We start from the raw sequence: 16,869 nt of genomic DNA on the forward strand, positions 1-16,869 counted from the left end.
AGTAAGGTTATGATTTCTATTTCGCATTTATCTAAACGTTTTGCAAATAATGAAGTATTAAAGGACATCAACTTAAATATAAAACAAGGTGAAATTGTTGCCATTATTGGCCCATCAGGCTCAGGAAAATCAACTCTGTTACGTTGTTTAAATTTACTAGAAAAACCAAATACTGGCACTATCAAAATAGGGACTGTATCACTTAATAGTAAGCATTATAGTATTAAAGAAGAAAGCAACTTACGAAAACAGTCCGCTATGGTTTTCCAACACTATAATTTATTTAAAAATAAAACAGCATTAGAAAATATAACTTATCCATTAATTGTTGGTCAAAAAATGGATAAAACCAAAGCAAAACAACAAGGATTATCATTATTAGAACGAGTCGGTATGTTGCCATATGCAACACAATATCCCATCACTTTATCGGGTGGTCAACAACAACGTGTTGCAATTGCAAGAGCTTTAGCTGTTAAACCAAATGTATTATTATTTGATGAACCGACTTCTGCACTTGATCCTGAGCGAGTACACGAAGTATTGCAAGTCATGCTACAGCTAGCAAAAGAACGTATTACTATGATTATAGTAACTCATGAAATGGAGTTCGCTAAGTACGTTGCAGATAGAATTATCTTTATGGCTGAAGGAGTGATTATCGAAGAGGGATCTGCAAAATCAGTCATCGATAATCCTCAAAATGAAATTACGCAACGATTTTTACGCCAGCTAACTGACGAAATTGATTTTGAAATTTAGTTAAAAACTATATTAACTAATGATAATAATTTAATATTTAAAGAGTAAATAAATAAGATAATAGAAATTGACGAAAATCTAAACCTTTTGCTAGTTTATGAATATCTGTTAATAATTGCTCTGTTTTAGCTTGATCTTTAATCGCTGAATGCAATTTTAACGACATTTCAGTTTGGCTATATGGGTTTTTAGGAGAACCTTTGGGAATATCAATACACTGACTTATCTTTTTACCATTTTTAAGAAAAATATCAATAATTACATAACGCCCATTATAAGCTTCGGGATGTGGCGTAAGATGCGTTTGATAACTTCGTTTCATCTTCTGCATTAATTGTTTTATTGCATTTGAAATAGGTTGTGATGAAAACTGCTCAAAACCAAGTGGCAATCCTAAAAGAGTTAATGCTAAAACATATTCAGCCGAAAAACGTCCTTGCTGCGCCAATGAAGGGGTTTTATATATCAGTGCAGCATCACTATTTGGCGGTGCAAAATAAATAACAATATTATTAATATTATCAAATTCAAAGCTAAGATTTTGGTAAAGTAATTGACCCGCATCAGCAATATAAGCAGCAGCTGAACAATAAGAATAATTTTTAAACCATAATCCGGGATCCACAATCTTCCAAGTTTTACCCCAATGACTTAAATCAAAATGTGTATTACCTTGCCCATAAATAGCCAAAAAACCTAATTTATCATCTAAAAAATCCTGATCGGCATGTATACCAGCTCTTAACCATTCAACGGATTGTACAGCATGCTGTGCTGCTAATCCTGCATGTAAAAATTTGATCGGAGTACCCATTAACAAACGCATTCCTGATGCTTGTGTAGCTGCTAATGTTAATGCCTGTGATAAAAAAGGTTCATCATAGAGATAACAAATAGCAGCAGTGGCGGCAATTCCACCCAAAGTAATAGTTGCATGCCAACCTTTTTCATAATGCTGTGGATTAACACTTTTACCCAACAAAGCCATCACTTCGATACCAATAACATAAGCCGTTAAAAAACGTCGACTATCAACCTTTTGTTCAATACTATCTAATCGAACACTAGCAATAAGAGCGGATAAAATAACGGCTGAGGGGTGGCCTCTAACATCTGAATGTACATCATCATAATCTAAACAATGCGCTTGGAAGCCATTAAAAAGTGCTGCTTGCCTTGCCGTAACTAACTTTTTTTGACCAATCAGCAAAGCTCTAGTATTTCCACCCTCATCTGCTATCCATGCTAGTAATTTATGAACATCATCTTTCTGACAAGCTTGTAAACTACAAGCAAAATAATCGGTTATACCCTTGATAGCACAATCAATAACTTGAGGATCACTGATTATTGAAGTATTTTTTATTAAAATACTTAATTGTTGACCTAAATTCATTTTATATTCTCAATAAATACAATAAGTAATAAAAATAACCATTTAATAAAATAATTTGCTTTACCATAAGTAACATAATGAAAAATAAATAAAAAGTTAAAGATTATATGGTTATATTTTTATAACACAAAGTCATAAGCATGAATCTATTTATATAATTATTCTTGGCAATTGTTTTATGTGCTAAGATATTGCCATTAAATTGTACTTAACATCACAAAAAATAAGTCTAATTATGTCAATTTGTTATGTTGCTTTAGGGAGCAACCTTGAAGATCCGTTTGCACAAGCTAATCGTGCTATTGAATCATTACGCTGTTTGCCTAGCACAAAAGTGGTAGATATTTCACCATTTTACCGAAGTAAGCCCTTAGGACCACAAGATCAAAATGATTATCTTAATGCAGTAATTAAACTGACGACAAGCTTATCACCTATAGCATTGCTTGATGAACTACAAGTAATTGAAAAAGCACAAGGACGCGTACGCAAAGATAATCGTTGGGGTGCTAGAACCCTAGATTTAGATATTTTACTTTATGATGACTTAGTTATTAATAATGAAAGACTTACTATCCCTCATTATCATATGAAAAATAGAGAATTTGTCCTCTATCCACTATTTGATATCAGTCCTGAACTTATTTTCCCCGATAATGACAAATTGTACGATTTAGTAGCTAAATGTTCTGAAAATGGATTAAAAAAGTGGAATAAGTAATTATCTTTATTAATAACATATAGTTGTACTATTTTTTTTATTTTTTAATTATAAAAATGATAAAAAAAATTTGCCAAAGGCTGAATTATTGCTATAGTTTAGCGCTTTCAAATAATCTTTACTTAAGGGGATTGCAGTGAAAAAGGAACAAAAAGTAAATACATCTTCTCTTAGCCTGCTTTCAATTGCTGGGCTTGAGCCTTATAAAGAGGCAAAAGATGAGGAGTACATGAACCCTAAGCAATTGAAACATTTCAAACTTATTTTAGAAGCTTGGCTAACACAGCTACAAGGTGAAATGGGAAAAACAGTTACACATATGCAAGATGAAGCAGCGAACTTTCCAGATCCGGCTGACCGAGCAACACAAGAAGAAGAATTCAGCCTTGAATTACGCGCTAGAGATAGAGAAAGAAGACTCATCAAAAAAATTGAAAAAACGTTAAAGAAAATCGAATCAGACGATTTTGGTTATTGTGAATCTTGTGGTGTTGAAATTGGAATCCGCCGTTTAGAAGCAAGGCCAACAGCCGATTTATGTATTGATTGTAAAACGCTTGCTGAACTTCGCGAAAAACAAATGGGTATGTGATCCCAGTTTTATCTATCATTCCAAATCAGACCTATGCATTATATCGGTCGTTTTGCCCCTTCGCCATCCGGGCCATTACATTTCGGTTCGTTGGTAACGGCTCTTGGTAGTTATCTCCAAGCTAAATCTTGTCGTGGTAAATGGCTTGTCCGTATCGAAGATATCGACCCACCACGAGAAATCAAAGGGGCATCATCACTTATATTAAAAACGCTTGAAGCGCTTAATTTATATTGGGATGATACAGTCTTGTATCAATCATCTTGCAGTGAGCGTTACCGCACTGTTTTAAAAACACTTATAGATAAACAACAAGCCTATTATTGTGACTGTACTAGACAACGAATTCAAAACCTAACAAATGGTATTTACGATAACTTTTGTCGTGAACGATATTTATCTATCAATAATAAGCAACAAGTTGCTGTACGTTTAAAACAAAATAATCCTATTTTTCAATTTAAAGATCAGATTCGTGGCTTACAAACAGTTGAAAAAGCAAGTGCGCAAGAAGATTTTATTATTCACCGCAAAGACGGCTTATCTGCCTATAACTTAGTGGTAGTTTTAGACGATCATGAACAAGGAATTACCGAAATTGTTCGTGGCGCGGATCTTTTACCTGTTACTGCAAAACAAATCTCACTATATCAACTGCTTGGTTTTTCTGTGCCAAGTTACAGCCATTTACCACTAGTATTAGATAAAAATGGCAATAAACTATCAAAACAAAATCATGCTAGTCCGATTGATTTAAAAAATTTTAAAGCGTTAACCGTCCAGGCTTTACAGTTTCTAGGACAATATGTGCCAGAAGATTGGCAAGACGCCACTCAAAAACAGTTACTAGATTGGGCTATACAACATTGGCAAATTGACAATGTCCCAAAACAGAACAGCCAATTATCCACCGATATAAGATAAATTAGGGGTGATCCCTACACGATGATCATGTAACAAATGCTTTTCTGGTTTAATCATTAATGAAGCAAGAATTTTTGCTTTTAATTGTTGTTTCTGTTCTGAGCTTTCCAACAAATCACGTAAATCAACCGCCGCATCACCAAATAGGCAGTAATGTAACTTACCGATAGATGATACACGTAATCGATTGCAACTTTTACAAAAATCTTTTGAATAGGGCATAATCAAACCAATTTTTCCTTGATAATCGCTGTGCACATAAATCTTAGCAGGACCTGATAATGTTTTTTTGGGTTGTAACTCCCACCCCTGCGCAATTAATTGTGTTTCAATAAAACTACCAGACAAGTGATAACGATTAAATATATCATTGCTTTCGCCTGTTTCCATAAGTTCAATAAAACGCAACTCTACTGGAATATTTTTAATCCATAACAAATAATCATTTAAATTATCATTCATATTTTTCATCAAAACGGTGTTAATTTTGACTTTTTTTATACCTACTTCTAACGATTTATCAACACAATGCAGTAATTCTTTAAGCTTATCTTGACCAGTAATTAATTTAAATAAATGGGGAGAAAAACTATCAATACTAATATTAATCGCATTTAAACCAGCTTGATGCCAATAGTGAATATTTTTTAATAAACGCGAACCATTGGTCGTAATAGCGAGTTCTTTCACGCTGGGATAGGAGGATATGAGCGATAAGATATCAATAAAATCGCGACGCAAAGTAGGCTCGCCACCAGTTAATCGAATTTTGCGTACACCGAGATCAGTAAATGTTGCCACAACATGATTAATTTCACTGAGCGACAAAAATTTATGTTTCTTGTTAGGCTGGTAACCACGTGGTAAACAGTACTGACACTGAAAATTACACAGCTCGGTAATCGACAAACGCAGATATTGAAATCGACGCTGATAATTATCAACTAATTGCATATATACATTAAACACCTTATCCAAATCGGGAAGCATAACCATTTCTGCGTTATACCGCGGCTAATCCACCATATGAAAATGTCACTTAGGTAAAAAAGCTTCAGAGTTTGGTTCAGTCTAGCATAGGCTTTATTTTTTGACTATGAGCAAAGTGATTTTTATAACGTAATGTTGGATAATTTATTTTGCGCATCGGACACGCATTTTGTTGAAATGAAGACCAATGAGTAATAAGTGTCTGTCAAATTAAATCTGAGCTACTACAATTAACTATAATATTATCTATTCCTCAATAATACATTATAACTATTTAATTTAAAAATAAAATCAATACTCTATCTGAACCATTTTATAAGAAAAAATAAACTCTCATAACACTCAAAATTAATATGGCTGTCTTTTTACTACGTCAGAATGTGTCGAAGTAAAGTTAGCATGTCAAACATGGGATGTTTGGCAAGCTTGTGCTTTTTTTCTAGAGCGAACCATAAACAGCGTATTAAAACCAAATACTGGCAGAAAAATTTATCTGAAAAAAATTCTAACATAAGAACAAAGTAATGGTGGCCTTGAAAAGAAGAATATCAGGGATGATACATATATCTATTCAAAGACCACATTCTGTAACCAATACGTGGGAGCATTCAGAAATGATGAACTAAATTTTATATTAAAACGCCTATTTACCTGAAAGTTTTTTACAAAATTATTTTAAAAACTCATCATCTGTTAATACTCGTAATGGTTGCATATCGCTTTCACCTTTTATAACTAAAGAAGGATCGGAGCGTAAGCAAGTCCCACCATAATGTCCACCAACAGTAAAAGTACATAACTGTAGATAACGATCTTCGACTTTCGGTAAGCACCATAGTTCTTGGTAAATATTTTCTTGTTTAGCAAATCGTCCTACTGTTTTATCAAGGATCTGTTCTTGATTATTCACTAATTGAATATCACTACCACGGCGTCCAGCTATTGGTTTTATTGCATAACCTTTTTTAATTAGGCTTTCATTGAGTTCAAATGTAGACTCTAATAGGTAACGATGATTAGGAAATAAAGACCATAATACGGGTAAAATAGCTTTATTACTTGTAATAACCGTCCACAGTGGTTCGAAAACAGAGACTTCCGGTCGCAAAAGTACATCGAGCAATCTAACTGAATTTTCAGGATGCCATGTACGAATTGGTAACCCTGCAATTTGTGCCTCGCTTTCTTCTCGAAGTTGCTCTAATACTGTTTCCCAAGCCCATGTCTTCCAAACACAAGTTACTTGGCGATCTTCATCATCAACAAGTCGACCACGTTTATCCCATCTTAGTCCAGTAAGCCCTCGTAAAATCTTGCTATTAAATCCAGCTTGAGTAAGTGCTGTTTGCATAAATAATGCATGATAATTTTCTTCACTATCATTATCTTGCATAATATGAACAAAAGATTGAGCATCACTATGCTTCCAACAGTTAGCTAAAGAATTAAGTAAACCACTACTAGGATTGATTCCTATATTCAGTCCAGCTTGAATAGCCCATTTTTGCAAAATATGACCTGCTTCAGTATGGCAAGAAGCAGAATCAGCATTATATTCATAGACTTTAAAGCCTCGTTCATCCATACAAAAATCTAACCGCCCAGTAATCATTTGGTAACGGCGCTGCTGCCATGAAAGTCTTAATCTTGGCCATAATATTTCTGGGATATTAAAATTAAGTAATAAGTTATCGTCCTTTAATACTTTATCTGTGGCATGCAAATACATTAAATGTAATTCATTGGTTGCGCGAATAAGCTCTTGTTCGGCACTTTCAGAAATAGTGAAATAGCGATAGTGATCATCATGACTAATAGCATGACCTGTCGCTGAAACATACGCACTTTCTAATGGATCTGATTCATTTAACCAATTTTTATCAAATTGACCTTGGTTTTCAATATGCGCGCTATGAATTTCAAGTAACGGTTTAGGAATTTTAGGTTGCGGTAAACTATATTCAGTCTTGTCAGTTTGAATCATCCACCCTAAGATTTTCGTATCATCAAACGAGTCATGTAATTGGTAACCGTCACTGGTCACTGTCATTTTAAGTTCACGAGTCCATTGCTGCCCAATTGGTAAACGCTTATGTATGACATTTTGTTCTGCTATCCGTACTTTATCTTTAAATACTTCAGTAATGATAGCTACATGACCTGTACGGTCAAAAAAACCACCATCATCCCAAACAAGTAACGCACCAGCCTCGGGCTTTTTTTTGCTTCCGTTTGCAAAAGCTTGCAAAGGTAAAATCGCTTCATTAACAACTTTCCTTAGAAAACGTAGTGAAAAAATTTCATGCGCCATACCAACATCTGTAAAAACAATACCATAGTTTAAAAATAAAAATCGCCTTGCAAATTCAACGCATTGCCATTTATATCCCATATATTCATAACCAGAATAGCTACGAAAAGATGCATCATTAGGGTATTGCTTTTGATCTAAAGTTTCATAATCAGATGAATAAATGGCAACGCCACCTGGCGCATACCCTAATAATGTACCAAAAGGTTCTTTATTATTGGATTTAGATGACATGTTATTTTAGCCTTATTAGTAAATAGCAAGATACGTTAATTACACTATGTTATAATTTCTATCATAGATCAAAATATATACTTTAAAAAGCAATGTTTATTATTTGTTACTTGAAGAATAGTAAACTGCCTATATATAGTGTTTATTCTTGGTAGTCGTAACGATACACCAAACCAAATAAACGAGAAAAATAAAATTATGCAAAAAACAAAATTAAATGAGTTATTAGAGTTCCCATGCTCTTTTACCTATAAAGTAATGGGAGAAGCAAAACCAGAGCTTGTAGACAAAGTGGTATCAGTGATTCAACGCCATGCTCCTGGCGATTATACGCCATCAATCAAACCTAGTAGTAAAGGTAATTATCATTCTGTATCAATTACCATTAATGCAACGCATATCGATCAGGTCGAAAATCTTTATAAAGAATTAGGCGAAATCGATATTGTAAGAATGGTTTTATAGTGTTTTACTTTTTGCTAAAAATTGAAAGTCTTATCGGTATAGATAAGGCTTTCTGTTACACGATTAAAATTAAATAAAATCAATACTCTGCCAGTGTTATTTTAGTAAAGATTCATCTTTATTATAACAAAAGAATTAATTAGAAAATATTATAGAATCAATGTATTTTATTACGATTTTCAAATTAGTGTTGTATAAGTAGTGACATAAATTCATTCGAGATAATAAAACGCAAGATAGTGTTAACTGCCTTGCGCTTTTAATAAAAAAACAAATTATCCTAAAATTTTCACTAATTCTTTTGTTACTTCAGTTACAATTTGCGTTCCATCGATACAGAAATATTGTGTCCGCCCTTCTTTGGCTTCATGCTGATAATAACTAATTAGTGGTTTAGTCAATTCGTGATATTCAACAAGGCGTTTACGAACGATTTCTTCGTTATCATCTTTGCGAATAGTAAGTGGTTCACCAGTCACATCATCAACATTTTTCACCTTTGGTGGATTATGGCGAATGTGATAAACACGACCTGAAGGAGCATGAATTCGGCGCCCACTCATGCGATCAATAATCACTGCGTCTGGTACATCAAATTCAAGCACATAGTCAACATTTATGCCAGCTGTTTTCATTGCATCTGCTTGTGGAACCGTGCGAGGGAAGCCATCTAGCAAAAAGCCATTAGCGCAATCGCTTTGTGCAATACGTTCTTTAACTAATGCAATAACGAGTTCATCGGTAACTAGTTTACCGGCATCCATTAACTCCTTAGCTTGTAAACCAAGTGGACTACCAGCTTTTACTGCTGCTCGCAACATATCACCAGTTGAAATTTGAGGAATACCATATTTTTGCATAATAAATTGTGCTTGTGTTCCCTTTCCTGCTCCTGGTGCTCCTAATAAAATAATTCGCATAAAATAACCTCTTATGGCTTTAATATAAATAAAGCTTTTATTCTGGTAAATAATGAAATATCACCTTACTGCTGGATATCAAACCATCAGTTGGGCAAATATAGTTAACCGCTCCACAACCTTTGATCATTTGAGCTTTTTGCAAACAAGTCGGGCAAATATACTGTTCAAGATAATGTTGCTTACAATGAGGACAATTAAAATTCTGTGGCGAAACAACACTCATTTTATGATGACACTTTGGACAAAGGCCTTCTTTCCCAGAATCATTTATTAATTTTCCTGACATAAATTAATTTCGCCCTCTTACATGCTTCATTAATCGACGACGTTTACGTTGCTGTGATGCAGTTAAAGTATTTTTTCTACCTTCGAATGGGTTAGCTCCTTCTTTAAACTGAATTCGAATTGGTGACCCCATGATTTTTAGTGATCGTCTAAAATAGTTCATCAAATAACGTTTATAAGAATCTGGTAGATCTTCTACTTGGTTACCATGAATCACAACAATTGGTGGATTATAACCACCAGCATGTGCATATTTTAGTTTAACACGTCGTCCTCGAACTAAAGGCGGCTGATGGTCATCTTGTGCCATTTGCATAATCTTGGTTAATAATGCGGTATTAACACGACGTGTTGCACAATCATATGCTTCTTGAATCGAATCAAATAAGTTACCAACACCACTACCATGCAACGCAGAAATAAAGTGCACACGAGCAAAATCAATAAAATCTAATCTATCATCTAATGTCGTTTTAACTTGCTCTTTGATATCTTGTGATAAACCATCCCATTTATTAACGGCTATTACAAGTGAGCGCCCACTATTAATAATAAAACCAAGCAATGATAAGTCTTGATCTGATACACCTTCTCTGGCATCAATAACTAAAATAACTACATTAGCATCTTCAATTGCTTGTAACGTTTTAATAACTGAAAATTTTTCAACTGTTTCAGTAACTTTTCCTCGTTTACGTACACCAGCCGTATCAATCAAGATATATTCACGTTCATCTCGATTCATTGGTATATAGATACTATCTCGAGTTGTTCCTGGCATATCATATACAACAACTCGCTCTTCACCTAAAATTCGATTAGTTAGTGTTGACTTACCAACATTTGGTCGGCCAACAATAGCAACTTTGATAGGTTGATTGATTAATGATTCTGTTTCAGAAACAAAATCATCACATAATTCAACTAGATCATCTAATTGTTGATTATCATCCGAGTTATTATCTTCATTATTATCGAACTGAAAAATAGGATCTAATACAGTTTCAATTAATGAACTTACGCCACGACCATGACTAGCTGCAATTGGATGAATTTCTCCCAATCCTAAACCATAAAAATCAGAAATCGCAGTATCGGTATCAATACCATCAATCTTATTGGCTACTAAAAAAGTAGCTTTATCGCGAGAACGGAGATGTTTTGCAATAGCATGATCGGCTGGCATTGTACCAGTTCTAGCATCAACCAAGAAAAGAACAATATCAGCTTCTTCTATTGCTTGCAGAGATTGCTCAGCCATAAAGCTTTCAACCCCATCTTCTGTTCCATCAATACCACCAGTATCAATTAAGATATATTCATGACCCTTGATCTCAGCTCTTCCATATTTACGATCACGAGTTAATCCAGGAAAGTCAGCCACTAAGGCATCTCGAGTTCGTGTTAACCGATTAAATAGAGTCGACTTTCCAACATTTGGACGACCAACAAGCGCTACAACAGGTACCATGTTTCTTCTCTAGGTTACTTTAATTCTTTGTAAAAGCATAAATATCACCATTTTTAGCCTGAACAATTAACTTATTGTCTACAACTAATGGTTTAGATATTAATCCACTACTACTCACTTGTGTTTTAGCAACAAGTTCACCACTTTCAGCATTTAACCAATATAGGTAACCTTCAAAATCACCAAACACAACATAATTCTGGTAGATGACTGGATCAGTTAACAAACGATGAGTAAAGTCTGACTGAGTCCAAAGTTCTCCACCGCCATTCTTAGCAATGGCTTGAACATTGTCATCTTGGTCAATAACAAACAGTCTATCAGTATCAACAGCAAAGCTATGAATAGATCCAAGTACTTTACGCCAAACAGTCTGACCATTACTTAAATCAAGCGCAACAACACTACCATTATAACCAATAGAATAAACTAAATTCCCCTCAACTACTGGAGTAGAATCAACATCATTCAATTTTGCTATTTCTGTAGAGCCTGATGGCTGTGAAATACGTTGTTGCCAAATTAATTGGCCATCATTAATATAGTAAGCATTTACTCGGCCATTATCATCACCAACAATTGCTGCACCATGAGCGATAGTTGGCGTAGAGTTACCTCTTATCGATAATGCTGGTACTTCGAAGGAAACATCCCATAAATAATCACCTGTGTCACGATCAAGGCCTTGAAGAATACCATTGGCAGTATGAATTATTAATTTATTTTCAGAAGATACTGGACGAGCAAGTACTTCCCCTTTCACTGTTTTTTCCCACACAACTTTACCATCGAGACGATCTAGCGCATAGACAACAGCACGTTCACTGCCTACATAAATATATTTATCATCAGCACTTACACCACCTGAAAATAGTGCTGTTTTACTACTGAAAAGTGTACTTTCAGATAAATTTACATCCCATATAGTATTACCGCTTGATAAATCAATTGCTTTAACTTGTCCACTACGACTCGCTACATAAATAGCATTATCATAATTAATCGGACCTAATAATGAATAAATATGAGTATTGCCTGCAGTACTATTTTTCCACACTTGTTGGATAGAAAATTGATTATCTACTTTCGGTGACGGTGCAATTTGGACAATATCTTCCTCTCCACCAAATAAAGAACACCCAGCTAGTGAAAAAACAAAAACACCAGCAAAAAGATATTTTGATAACTTCATTGTATAGACCCTTATAGCAGGATAAATTAATTTTTACTTTCTTCAGATGCGGCTTGTTTTGCCTTAGCTTCTTGTTCAACTTGTTGTTTTGCTTTTAAATATTCAGCTTGATTCAACTTCATTTTAATGCTTTCTTCTAAATCTTTGGTTGGCGAAGAAGTTAAAGCAGCATTATAAGCACTCATGGCGTCAGCATAACGGGACATTTTAACAAGCACATCACCCCTATGATCATTAATTACTGCTCCCCAACTTTCATTAGTAACATTACCTAATGATGTTAGGCTTTCTTGATATTGACCTTGTTGATACTGTAAACGTGCTATACGAATATTAATAATCGCTTTCACAGGCTCTGAATCCGCTTTCTTTAAAGCATCAACTAACAACGCTTGTGCCTCAGGATAATCTTTTAATACCTCAACATAAAATTTTGCTGCACGCAAATTAGCAAACACACTATAAATAGTATCGTTATCTTTAGCAAAAGATACTAATTCATTAACAGAATCTGGTTTATTAGCATCTAATTGAGTAATTAATTGTTCATACTTATCTGATGATTCTATTGCCTTTTCAGCTTTATATGATTGCCAATAACGCCAGCCATAAAAGGTCAATAATCCGATCACAAGAACGGCAACCATAATTTTCCACTTTTTAGCAAAAAAGCCTTTTATCTCTTCAAGTTGTTCTTCACTGGATAACTGATGACTCACGTTTTTCTCCTATTTCCTTTACTTAATAGACAAACAAGTTTGGACAACATCTTTTTTTGCAACTTCAACTTGTTCGCCTGTTTGTAAATTTTTAATCATTACTGTTTGATTAGATAATTCATTTTCACCAATAATAACGGCTATTTTAGCACCTAATTTATCTGCTTTGGTAAATTGTTTCTTAAAATTACTGCTACCATAATTTGTCATGATTCGCCAATCAGGAAAACCATCACGTAATTGCTCTGCAACACTTTGAGCAGCTGATATGGTCTTTTCATCACCAGATGAAATCATATAAATATCAATCGAATTATCACAATAAAATGATGGATTAACCGCTTGCACTAATAGCACTAAACGCTCAACCCCCATTGCAAAACCAACTGCTGGTGTTGGTTGCCCGCCAAGTTGGCCTACAAGACCATCATAGCGACCACCACCACAAACTGTTCCCTGTGCCCCTAGGCTGTTAGTTACCCATTCAAAAACTGTTCGATTATAGTAATCTAAACCGCGTACTAATCTTTGATTAATATTATATTCTATTCCAGCATTATCCAATAGTCGGCATAAGCTTTCGAAGTGAATTTTAGATTCTTCATCTAAATAATCAAACAATTTTGGAGCTTGATTCAGCAACTCTTGAACAACTGGATTTTTTGAATCAAGTACGCGCAATGGGTTAGTATACATTCTACGTAAACAGTCTTCATCTAATTTACCTTTATGTTGCTCAAGAAAAGCAACCAACGCATTTCGATAATTGGCTCTTGCTTCAAGCGAACCAATTGAATTAAGTTCAAGAGAAGTATGCTGTTCAATACCAAGGGCTTTCCAAAAACGAGCCGTTAATAAAATAAGCTCAGCATCAATATTTGGCCCTTCAAGCCCAAAGACTTCAACACCAAATTGATGAAATTGACGATAGCGCCCTTTTTGTGGTTTTTCATAACGAAAAGCTGGTCCTAAATACCAAAGGCGTTGTTCTTGATTATAAAAAAGACCGTGTTCAATTCCTGCTCGAACACAACCTGCGGTAATTTCTGGGCGTAAAGTGATGCTTTCATCATTTCGATCATTGAAAGTATACATCTCTTTTTCAACAATATCGGTGACTTCTCCGACCGCCCGTTTAAATAGCGCAGTATCTTCAACAATAGGCGTTCTAATTTCGTTGTAGCCATAACTATTTAGTACACCTTTAACGATTTTTTCAATCTGTTGCCAACTTGCACTATCTGTTGGGAGTAAATCGTTCATTCCTCGTATAGATTGGATCTTTTTCTCTGTCATTTATTTATTCGCTATCTAATAAAATTATAATTCAGTTGCTGCAATTCTGTTTTTCAATATTAATGCTTTAGCACGAATTTTAGCTTCTAATTTATCAATCATTTGTTCATTATCAATACGGCCAATACGTACACCATCTTCATAAAAACCACTTTTGTTATGACCGCCAGCAACGCCCATAGTTGAAGCTAATGCCTCCCCAGGACCGTTAACCACACAGCCAATAATTGATACATCCATTGGCGTAATAATATCTTCTAATCGCTGTTCTAATGTATTGACTGTATTAATCACATCAAACTCTTGGCGAGAACAGGTTGGACACGCAATAAAATTAATACCACGAGACCGTATACGCAGCGATTTTAAAATATCAAATCCAACTTTCACTTCTTCTGTTGGGTCAGCCGCTAAGGAAACTCGAAGTGTATCGCCAATACCTTCTGATAACAATAATCCCAATCCAATGGCCGATTTAATAGCACCACTTCGAACACCACCTGCTTCAGTTATACCTAGATGCAATGGTTGCTTTATTTGCTTAGCTAACAATCGATAAGCATCAACTGCAGTAAACACATCAGATGCTTTTACACTAACTTTAAACTGTTCGAAATTAAGTCGGTTAAGTATATCGACATGGCGCATAGCTGATTCAACTATCGCTTTTGGAGTAGGTTCACCATATTTTTCTTGAATATCTTTTTCAAGAGAACCAGAATTAACACCGATTCGTATCGGGATATTTTTATCTTTAGCGCAATCAACAACAGCTCGAATTCTTGATTCATTACCTATATTGCCAGGATTAATTCTTAAGCAATCAACGCCATATTCGGCAACCTTTAATGCAATACGATAATCAAAATGAATATCGGCAATGAGTGGAACTTTTGCCTGCTGCTTAATAAATTTAAAAGCTTCAGCTGCATCCATTGTAGGTATGGAAACCCGCACAATATCTACACCAACACGTTCAAGTGCTTGAATTTGGGCTACTGTTTTTTCTACATCTGTGGTTCGAGTATTTGTCATTGATTGAACTGCAATCGGAGCTCCGTTACCAATAGGAACATTGCCGACATAAATTCGGGTTGATTCTCGTCTAACAATTGGTAAATCTTGATGACTCATACATATTTAACCATTTTACAAAATAACTAGCCAGCAATCTTAACAAGATTTAAGGCAAATGTCTGTATGAGAATAAGAAAATTTGCTAACTATTAACACGAGTAGAAGAGGATGGCGAAATATAATGACTTACTTCAATAAGATTATTTTTATTGTCTTTATTAACATAATATAACGTTATACAAAGAGCACAAAGAAGAATAAATATTCCCCAAAAGATAAATGGAGCTTTTCCTTGTTTTTTTGTTATAAACATTTGTATTTGCACTTTCTTTTGTTGAGACTTAAATTTTTTAGTTAATTCATCTAGATAAGGTTGATAGTAATCTGATGATAAGCCAACTATTTCAGCATAAGTACGAATATAACCTTTTATAAAAACAAGCGGGGCATGAGGTAACCGATCATTTTCGATATGAACAACTACTGTCTTTCGCACATGAATTTTATTGGCAATATCATCTTGAGTTAATCCCATTTTTTCTCGTAAATCAGCAAGCATCACTCCTAATGAAATATCGTCCATCATATCCTCATAAATTTAATACTAATCGTTAGCTAATTCGATTTTCACTTATTTCTTCAATTAATCAATTTTGTTTGCATTAATCCATCGTGTTGGTTTTTCAATTTCATTTTGAGCTGCAACTAATTGTAATTCATATTCATCTTGCTTTAAGGTTTCAAGCATAACCGCATACACGGCTGAGGTAGTATGTTCTAAAGCTTCAACCAATGACTTCCCAAGTAAAATATTAGCTAAAAAAAGCCCGCTTGTCATATCACCAACACCCACGGGTTGTCTTACACCAAAATCAACTAGCGGGCGATCAATATGCCATGCTTCGTCACTAGTTACAAGCAACATTTCAAAACGATTAATTTTATATCCAGCTCTGCTTAAATGTTTAACTAAAATTGCTTTAGGTCCTTTTTTACATAACTCTCGACAAGCTAAAATTACTTCATCAACATTATTAATACGTTGTTTTCCATTAAGCTCTTCAAGTTCCAAAATATTGGGAGCCATCATATCTGCCACAGGCAACACAGTATTACATAAAAACTCAGAAACACCAGGAGCAACAAAACATCCTTTTTCAGGATGTCCCATTACAGGATCACAAAAGTAAATCGCATTAGGGTTAACAGCTTTTACTTTTTTAACTATTTCTATAATTGCATTACCTTGTTCTGGTGATCCCATATAACCACTTAATACCGCATCACACCGTTTCAACTCATCGATTTCATTAATTCCATCAGCAATTTCTGTTAAATGTGATGCAGACATTACCGTTCCAGCCCATTGTCGATATTGAGTATGGTTAGAAAATTGTACAGTGTTTAAAGGCCAAACATTTACACCTATTCGACGCATAGGAAATACAGCCGCACTATTCCCAGCATGACCAAATACAACATGTGACTGAATAGATAAAATATTTTTCATG

General features: G+C 34.6%; 17 protein-coding genes and 1 riboswitch. Of the genes, 5 read left to right on the top strand and 12 right to left on the bottom strand.

The features are described 5' to 3' along the window. Positions 1–9 precede the first annotated feature (9 nt). Positions 10–762: an amino acid ABC transporter ATP-binding protein gene (locus A9G43_RS03010; protein ID WP_065606508.1), complete on the top strand. Its 753-nt coding sequence runs from the start codon at positions 10–12 to the stop codon at positions 760–762. Between the two features lie 37 nt (positions 763–799). Here A9G43_RS03010 and A9G43_RS03015 read toward each other — a convergent pair whose 3' ends face one another. After that, positions 800–2,158, bottom strand: a complete 1,359-nt coding sequence (locus A9G43_RS03015; RefSeq protein ID WP_065606510.1) for an MmgE/PrpD family protein — start codon at positions 2,156–2,158, stop codon at positions 800–802. 235 nt (positions 2,159–2,393) lie between these two features. On the opposite strand from A9G43_RS03015, the gene folK reads away from it, so the two are divergent. The 3 genes from folK (at position 2,394) to gluQRS (ending at position 4,395) form a co-directional block, all read left to right on the top strand. After that, the gene (gene folK / locus A9G43_RS03020) at positions 2,394–2,879 is read left to right on the top strand and encodes a 2-amino-4-hydroxy-6-hydroxymethyldihydropteridine diphosphokinase (protein WP_065606512.1); all 486 of its coding nucleotides are present in this window, start codon (positions 2,394–2,396) and stop codon (positions 2,877–2,879) included. Positions 2,880–3,015: 136 nt separating this feature from the next. Beyond that, a complete protein-coding gene (gene dksA / locus A9G43_RS03025) occupies positions 3,016–3,471 on the top strand; it encodes an RNA polymerase-binding protein DksA (protein WP_065606514.1) in 456 nt (151 codons plus the stop codon). Between the two features lie 33 nt (positions 3,472–3,504). Then, positions 3,505–4,395 carry a tRNA glutamyl-Q(34) synthetase GluQRS gene (gene gluQRS, locus A9G43_RS03030; RefSeq protein WP_065606516.1) on the top strand — a complete coding sequence of 297 codons (891 nt, stop codon included), beginning with the start codon at positions 3,505–3,507 and terminating at the stop codon, positions 4,393–4,395. Here the strand turns inward: gluQRS and moaA are convergent. Both moaA and gss read right to left on the bottom strand, forming a co-directional pair. Then, a complete protein-coding gene (gene moaA / locus A9G43_RS03035; RefSeq protein ID WP_065606519.1) occupies positions 4,375–5,349 on the bottom strand; it encodes a GTP 3',8-cyclase MoaA in 975 nt (324 codons plus the stop codon). The two genes, gluQRS and moaA, sit on opposite strands and share 21 nt — an antisense overlap. Beyond that, positions 5,346–5,467, bottom strand: a riboswitch (molybdenum cofactor riboswitch). Its footprint overlaps the gene before it by 4 nt. A gap of 588 nt (positions 5,468–6,055) precedes the next feature. Next, positions 6,056–7,930, bottom strand: a complete 1,875-nt coding sequence (gene gss, locus A9G43_RS03040) for a bifunctional glutathionylspermidine amidase/synthase (protein ID WP_065606521.1) — start codon at positions 7,928–7,930, stop codon at positions 6,056–6,058. A 198-nt stretch (positions 7,931–8,128) separates the two neighbouring features. Between gss and ybeD the strand changes: the two genes are divergently transcribed. Continuing rightward, a complete protein-coding gene (gene ybeD, locus A9G43_RS03045) occupies positions 8,129–8,395 on the top strand; it encodes a DUF493 family protein YbeD (RefSeq protein WP_034913328.1) in 267 nt (88 codons plus the stop codon). A 275-nt stretch (positions 8,396–8,670) separates the two neighbouring features. On the opposite strand, the gene adk is transcribed toward ybeD, so the two are convergent. The 9 genes from adk to pdxY all read right to left on the bottom strand — a co-directional run bounded on the left by adk (position 8,671) and on the right by pdxY (position 16,868). Then, positions 8,671–9,315, bottom strand: coding sequence for an adenylate kinase (gene adk / locus A9G43_RS03050; RefSeq protein WP_065606523.1), 645 nt, complete (start codon positions 9,313–9,315; stop codon positions 8,671–8,673). 37 nt (positions 9,316–9,352) lie between these two features. Beyond that, a complete protein-coding gene (locus A9G43_RS10665; protein ID WP_081297592.1) occupies positions 9,353–9,604 on the bottom strand; it encodes a YfgJ family double zinc ribbon protein in 252 nt (83 codons plus the stop codon). 3 nt (positions 9,605–9,607) lie between these two features. Continuing rightward, the gene (der, locus tag A9G43_RS03055; protein WP_065606526.1) at positions 9,608–11,074 is read right to left on the bottom strand and encodes a ribosome biogenesis GTPase Der; all 1,467 of its coding nucleotides are present in this window, start codon (positions 11,072–11,074) and stop codon (positions 9,608–9,610) included. Between the two features lie 19 nt (positions 11,075–11,093). Continuing rightward, the gene (bamB, locus tag A9G43_RS03060) at positions 11,094–12,266 is read right to left on the bottom strand and encodes an outer membrane protein assembly factor BamB (protein WP_065606527.1); all 1,173 of its coding nucleotides are present in this window, start codon (positions 12,264–12,266) and stop codon (positions 11,094–11,096) included. 26 nt (positions 12,267–12,292) lie between these two features. Further along, entirely contained in the window at positions 12,293–12,985 is a 693-nt protein-coding gene (locus A9G43_RS03065; RefSeq protein ID WP_065606529.1) for a YfgM family protein, read from the bottom strand. 18 nt (positions 12,986–13,003) lie between these two features. Further along, a complete protein-coding gene (gene hisS / locus A9G43_RS03070; protein WP_065606532.1) occupies positions 13,004–14,281 on the bottom strand; it encodes a histidine--tRNA ligase in 1,278 nt (425 codons plus the stop codon). 24 nt (positions 14,282–14,305) lie between these two features. After that, positions 14,306–15,415, bottom strand: coding sequence for a flavodoxin-dependent (E)-4-hydroxy-3-methylbut-2-enyl-diphosphate synthase (ispG, locus tag A9G43_RS03075; protein WP_065606533.1), 1,110 nt, complete (start codon positions 15,413–15,415; stop codon positions 14,306–14,308). 85 nt (positions 15,416–15,500) lie between these two features. Continuing rightward, entirely contained in the window at positions 15,501–15,944 is a 444-nt protein-coding gene (locus tag A9G43_RS03080) for a helix-turn-helix domain-containing protein (protein ID WP_081298003.1), read from the bottom strand. A 57-nt stretch (positions 15,945–16,001) separates the two neighbouring features. Continuing rightward, the gene (gene pdxY, locus A9G43_RS03085; RefSeq protein ID WP_065606537.1) at positions 16,002–16,868 is read right to left on the bottom strand and encodes a pyridoxal kinase PdxY; all 867 of its coding nucleotides are present in this window, start codon (positions 16,866–16,868) and stop codon (positions 16,002–16,004) included. Between the last annotated feature and the right edge of the window lies 1 nt (position 16,869).

This window comes from Gilliamella sp. Occ3-1, from assembly GCF_001690655.1.
GTDB lineage: Bacteria > Pseudomonadota > Gammaproteobacteria > Enterobacterales > Orbaceae > Gilliamella > Gilliamella apicola_P.

Excerpts from the sequence above, each read along its gene's own strand:
- A9G43_RS03010 (WP_065606508.1), top strand. The coding sequence starts at position 10 with ATGATTTCTATTTCGCATTTATCTAAACGTTTTGCAAATAATGAAGTA.
- A9G43_RS03015 (WP_065606510.1), bottom strand. The coding sequence starts at position 2,158 with ATGAATTTAGGTCAACAATTAAGTATTTTAATAAAAAATACTTCAATA.
- folK (WP_065606512.1), top strand. The coding sequence starts at position 2,394 with ATGTCAATTTGTTATGTTGCTTTAGGGAGCAACCTTGAAGATCCGTTT.
- gluQRS (WP_065606516.1), top strand. The coding sequence starts at position 3,505 with ATGCATTATATCGGTCGTTTTGCCCCTTCGCCATCCGGGCCATTACAT.
- moaA (WP_065606519.1), bottom strand. The coding sequence starts at position 5,349 with ATGCAATTAGTTGATAATTATCAGCGTCGATTTCAATATCTGCGTTTG.
- gss (WP_065606521.1), bottom strand. The coding sequence starts at position 7,930 with ATGTCATCTAAATCCAATAATAAAGAACCTTTTGGTACATTATTAGGG.
- ybeD (WP_034913328.1), top strand. The coding sequence starts at position 8,129 with ATGCAAAAAACAAAATTAAATGAGTTATTAGAGTTCCCATGCTCTTTT.
- adk (WP_065606523.1), bottom strand. The coding sequence starts at position 9,315 with ATGCGAATTATTTTATTAGGAGCACCAGGAGCAGGAAAGGGAACACAA.
- A9G43_RS10665 (WP_081297592.1), bottom strand. The coding sequence starts at position 9,604 with ATGTCAGGAAAATTAATAAATGATTCTGGGAAAGAAGGCCTTTGTCCA.
- der (WP_065606526.1), bottom strand. The coding sequence starts at position 11,074 with ATGGTACCTGTTGTAGCGCTTGTTGGTCGTCCAAATGTTGGAAAGTCG.
- bamB (WP_065606527.1), bottom strand. The coding sequence starts at position 12,266 with ATGAAGTTATCAAAATATCTTTTTGCTGGTGTTTTTGTTTTTTCACTA.
- hisS (WP_065606532.1), bottom strand. The coding sequence starts at position 14,281 with ATGACAGAGAAAAAGATCCAATCTATACGAGGAATGAACGATTTACTC.
- ispG (WP_065606533.1), bottom strand. The coding sequence starts at position 15,415 with ATGAGTCATCAAGATTTACCAATTGTTAGACGAGAATCAACCCGAATT.
- A9G43_RS03080 (WP_081298003.1), bottom strand. The coding sequence starts at position 15,944 with ATGATGGACGATATTTCATTAGGAGTGATGCTTGCTGATTTACGAGAA.
- pdxY (WP_065606537.1), bottom strand. The coding sequence starts at position 16,868 with ATGAAAAATATTTTATCTATTCAGTCACATGTTGTATTTGGTCATGCT.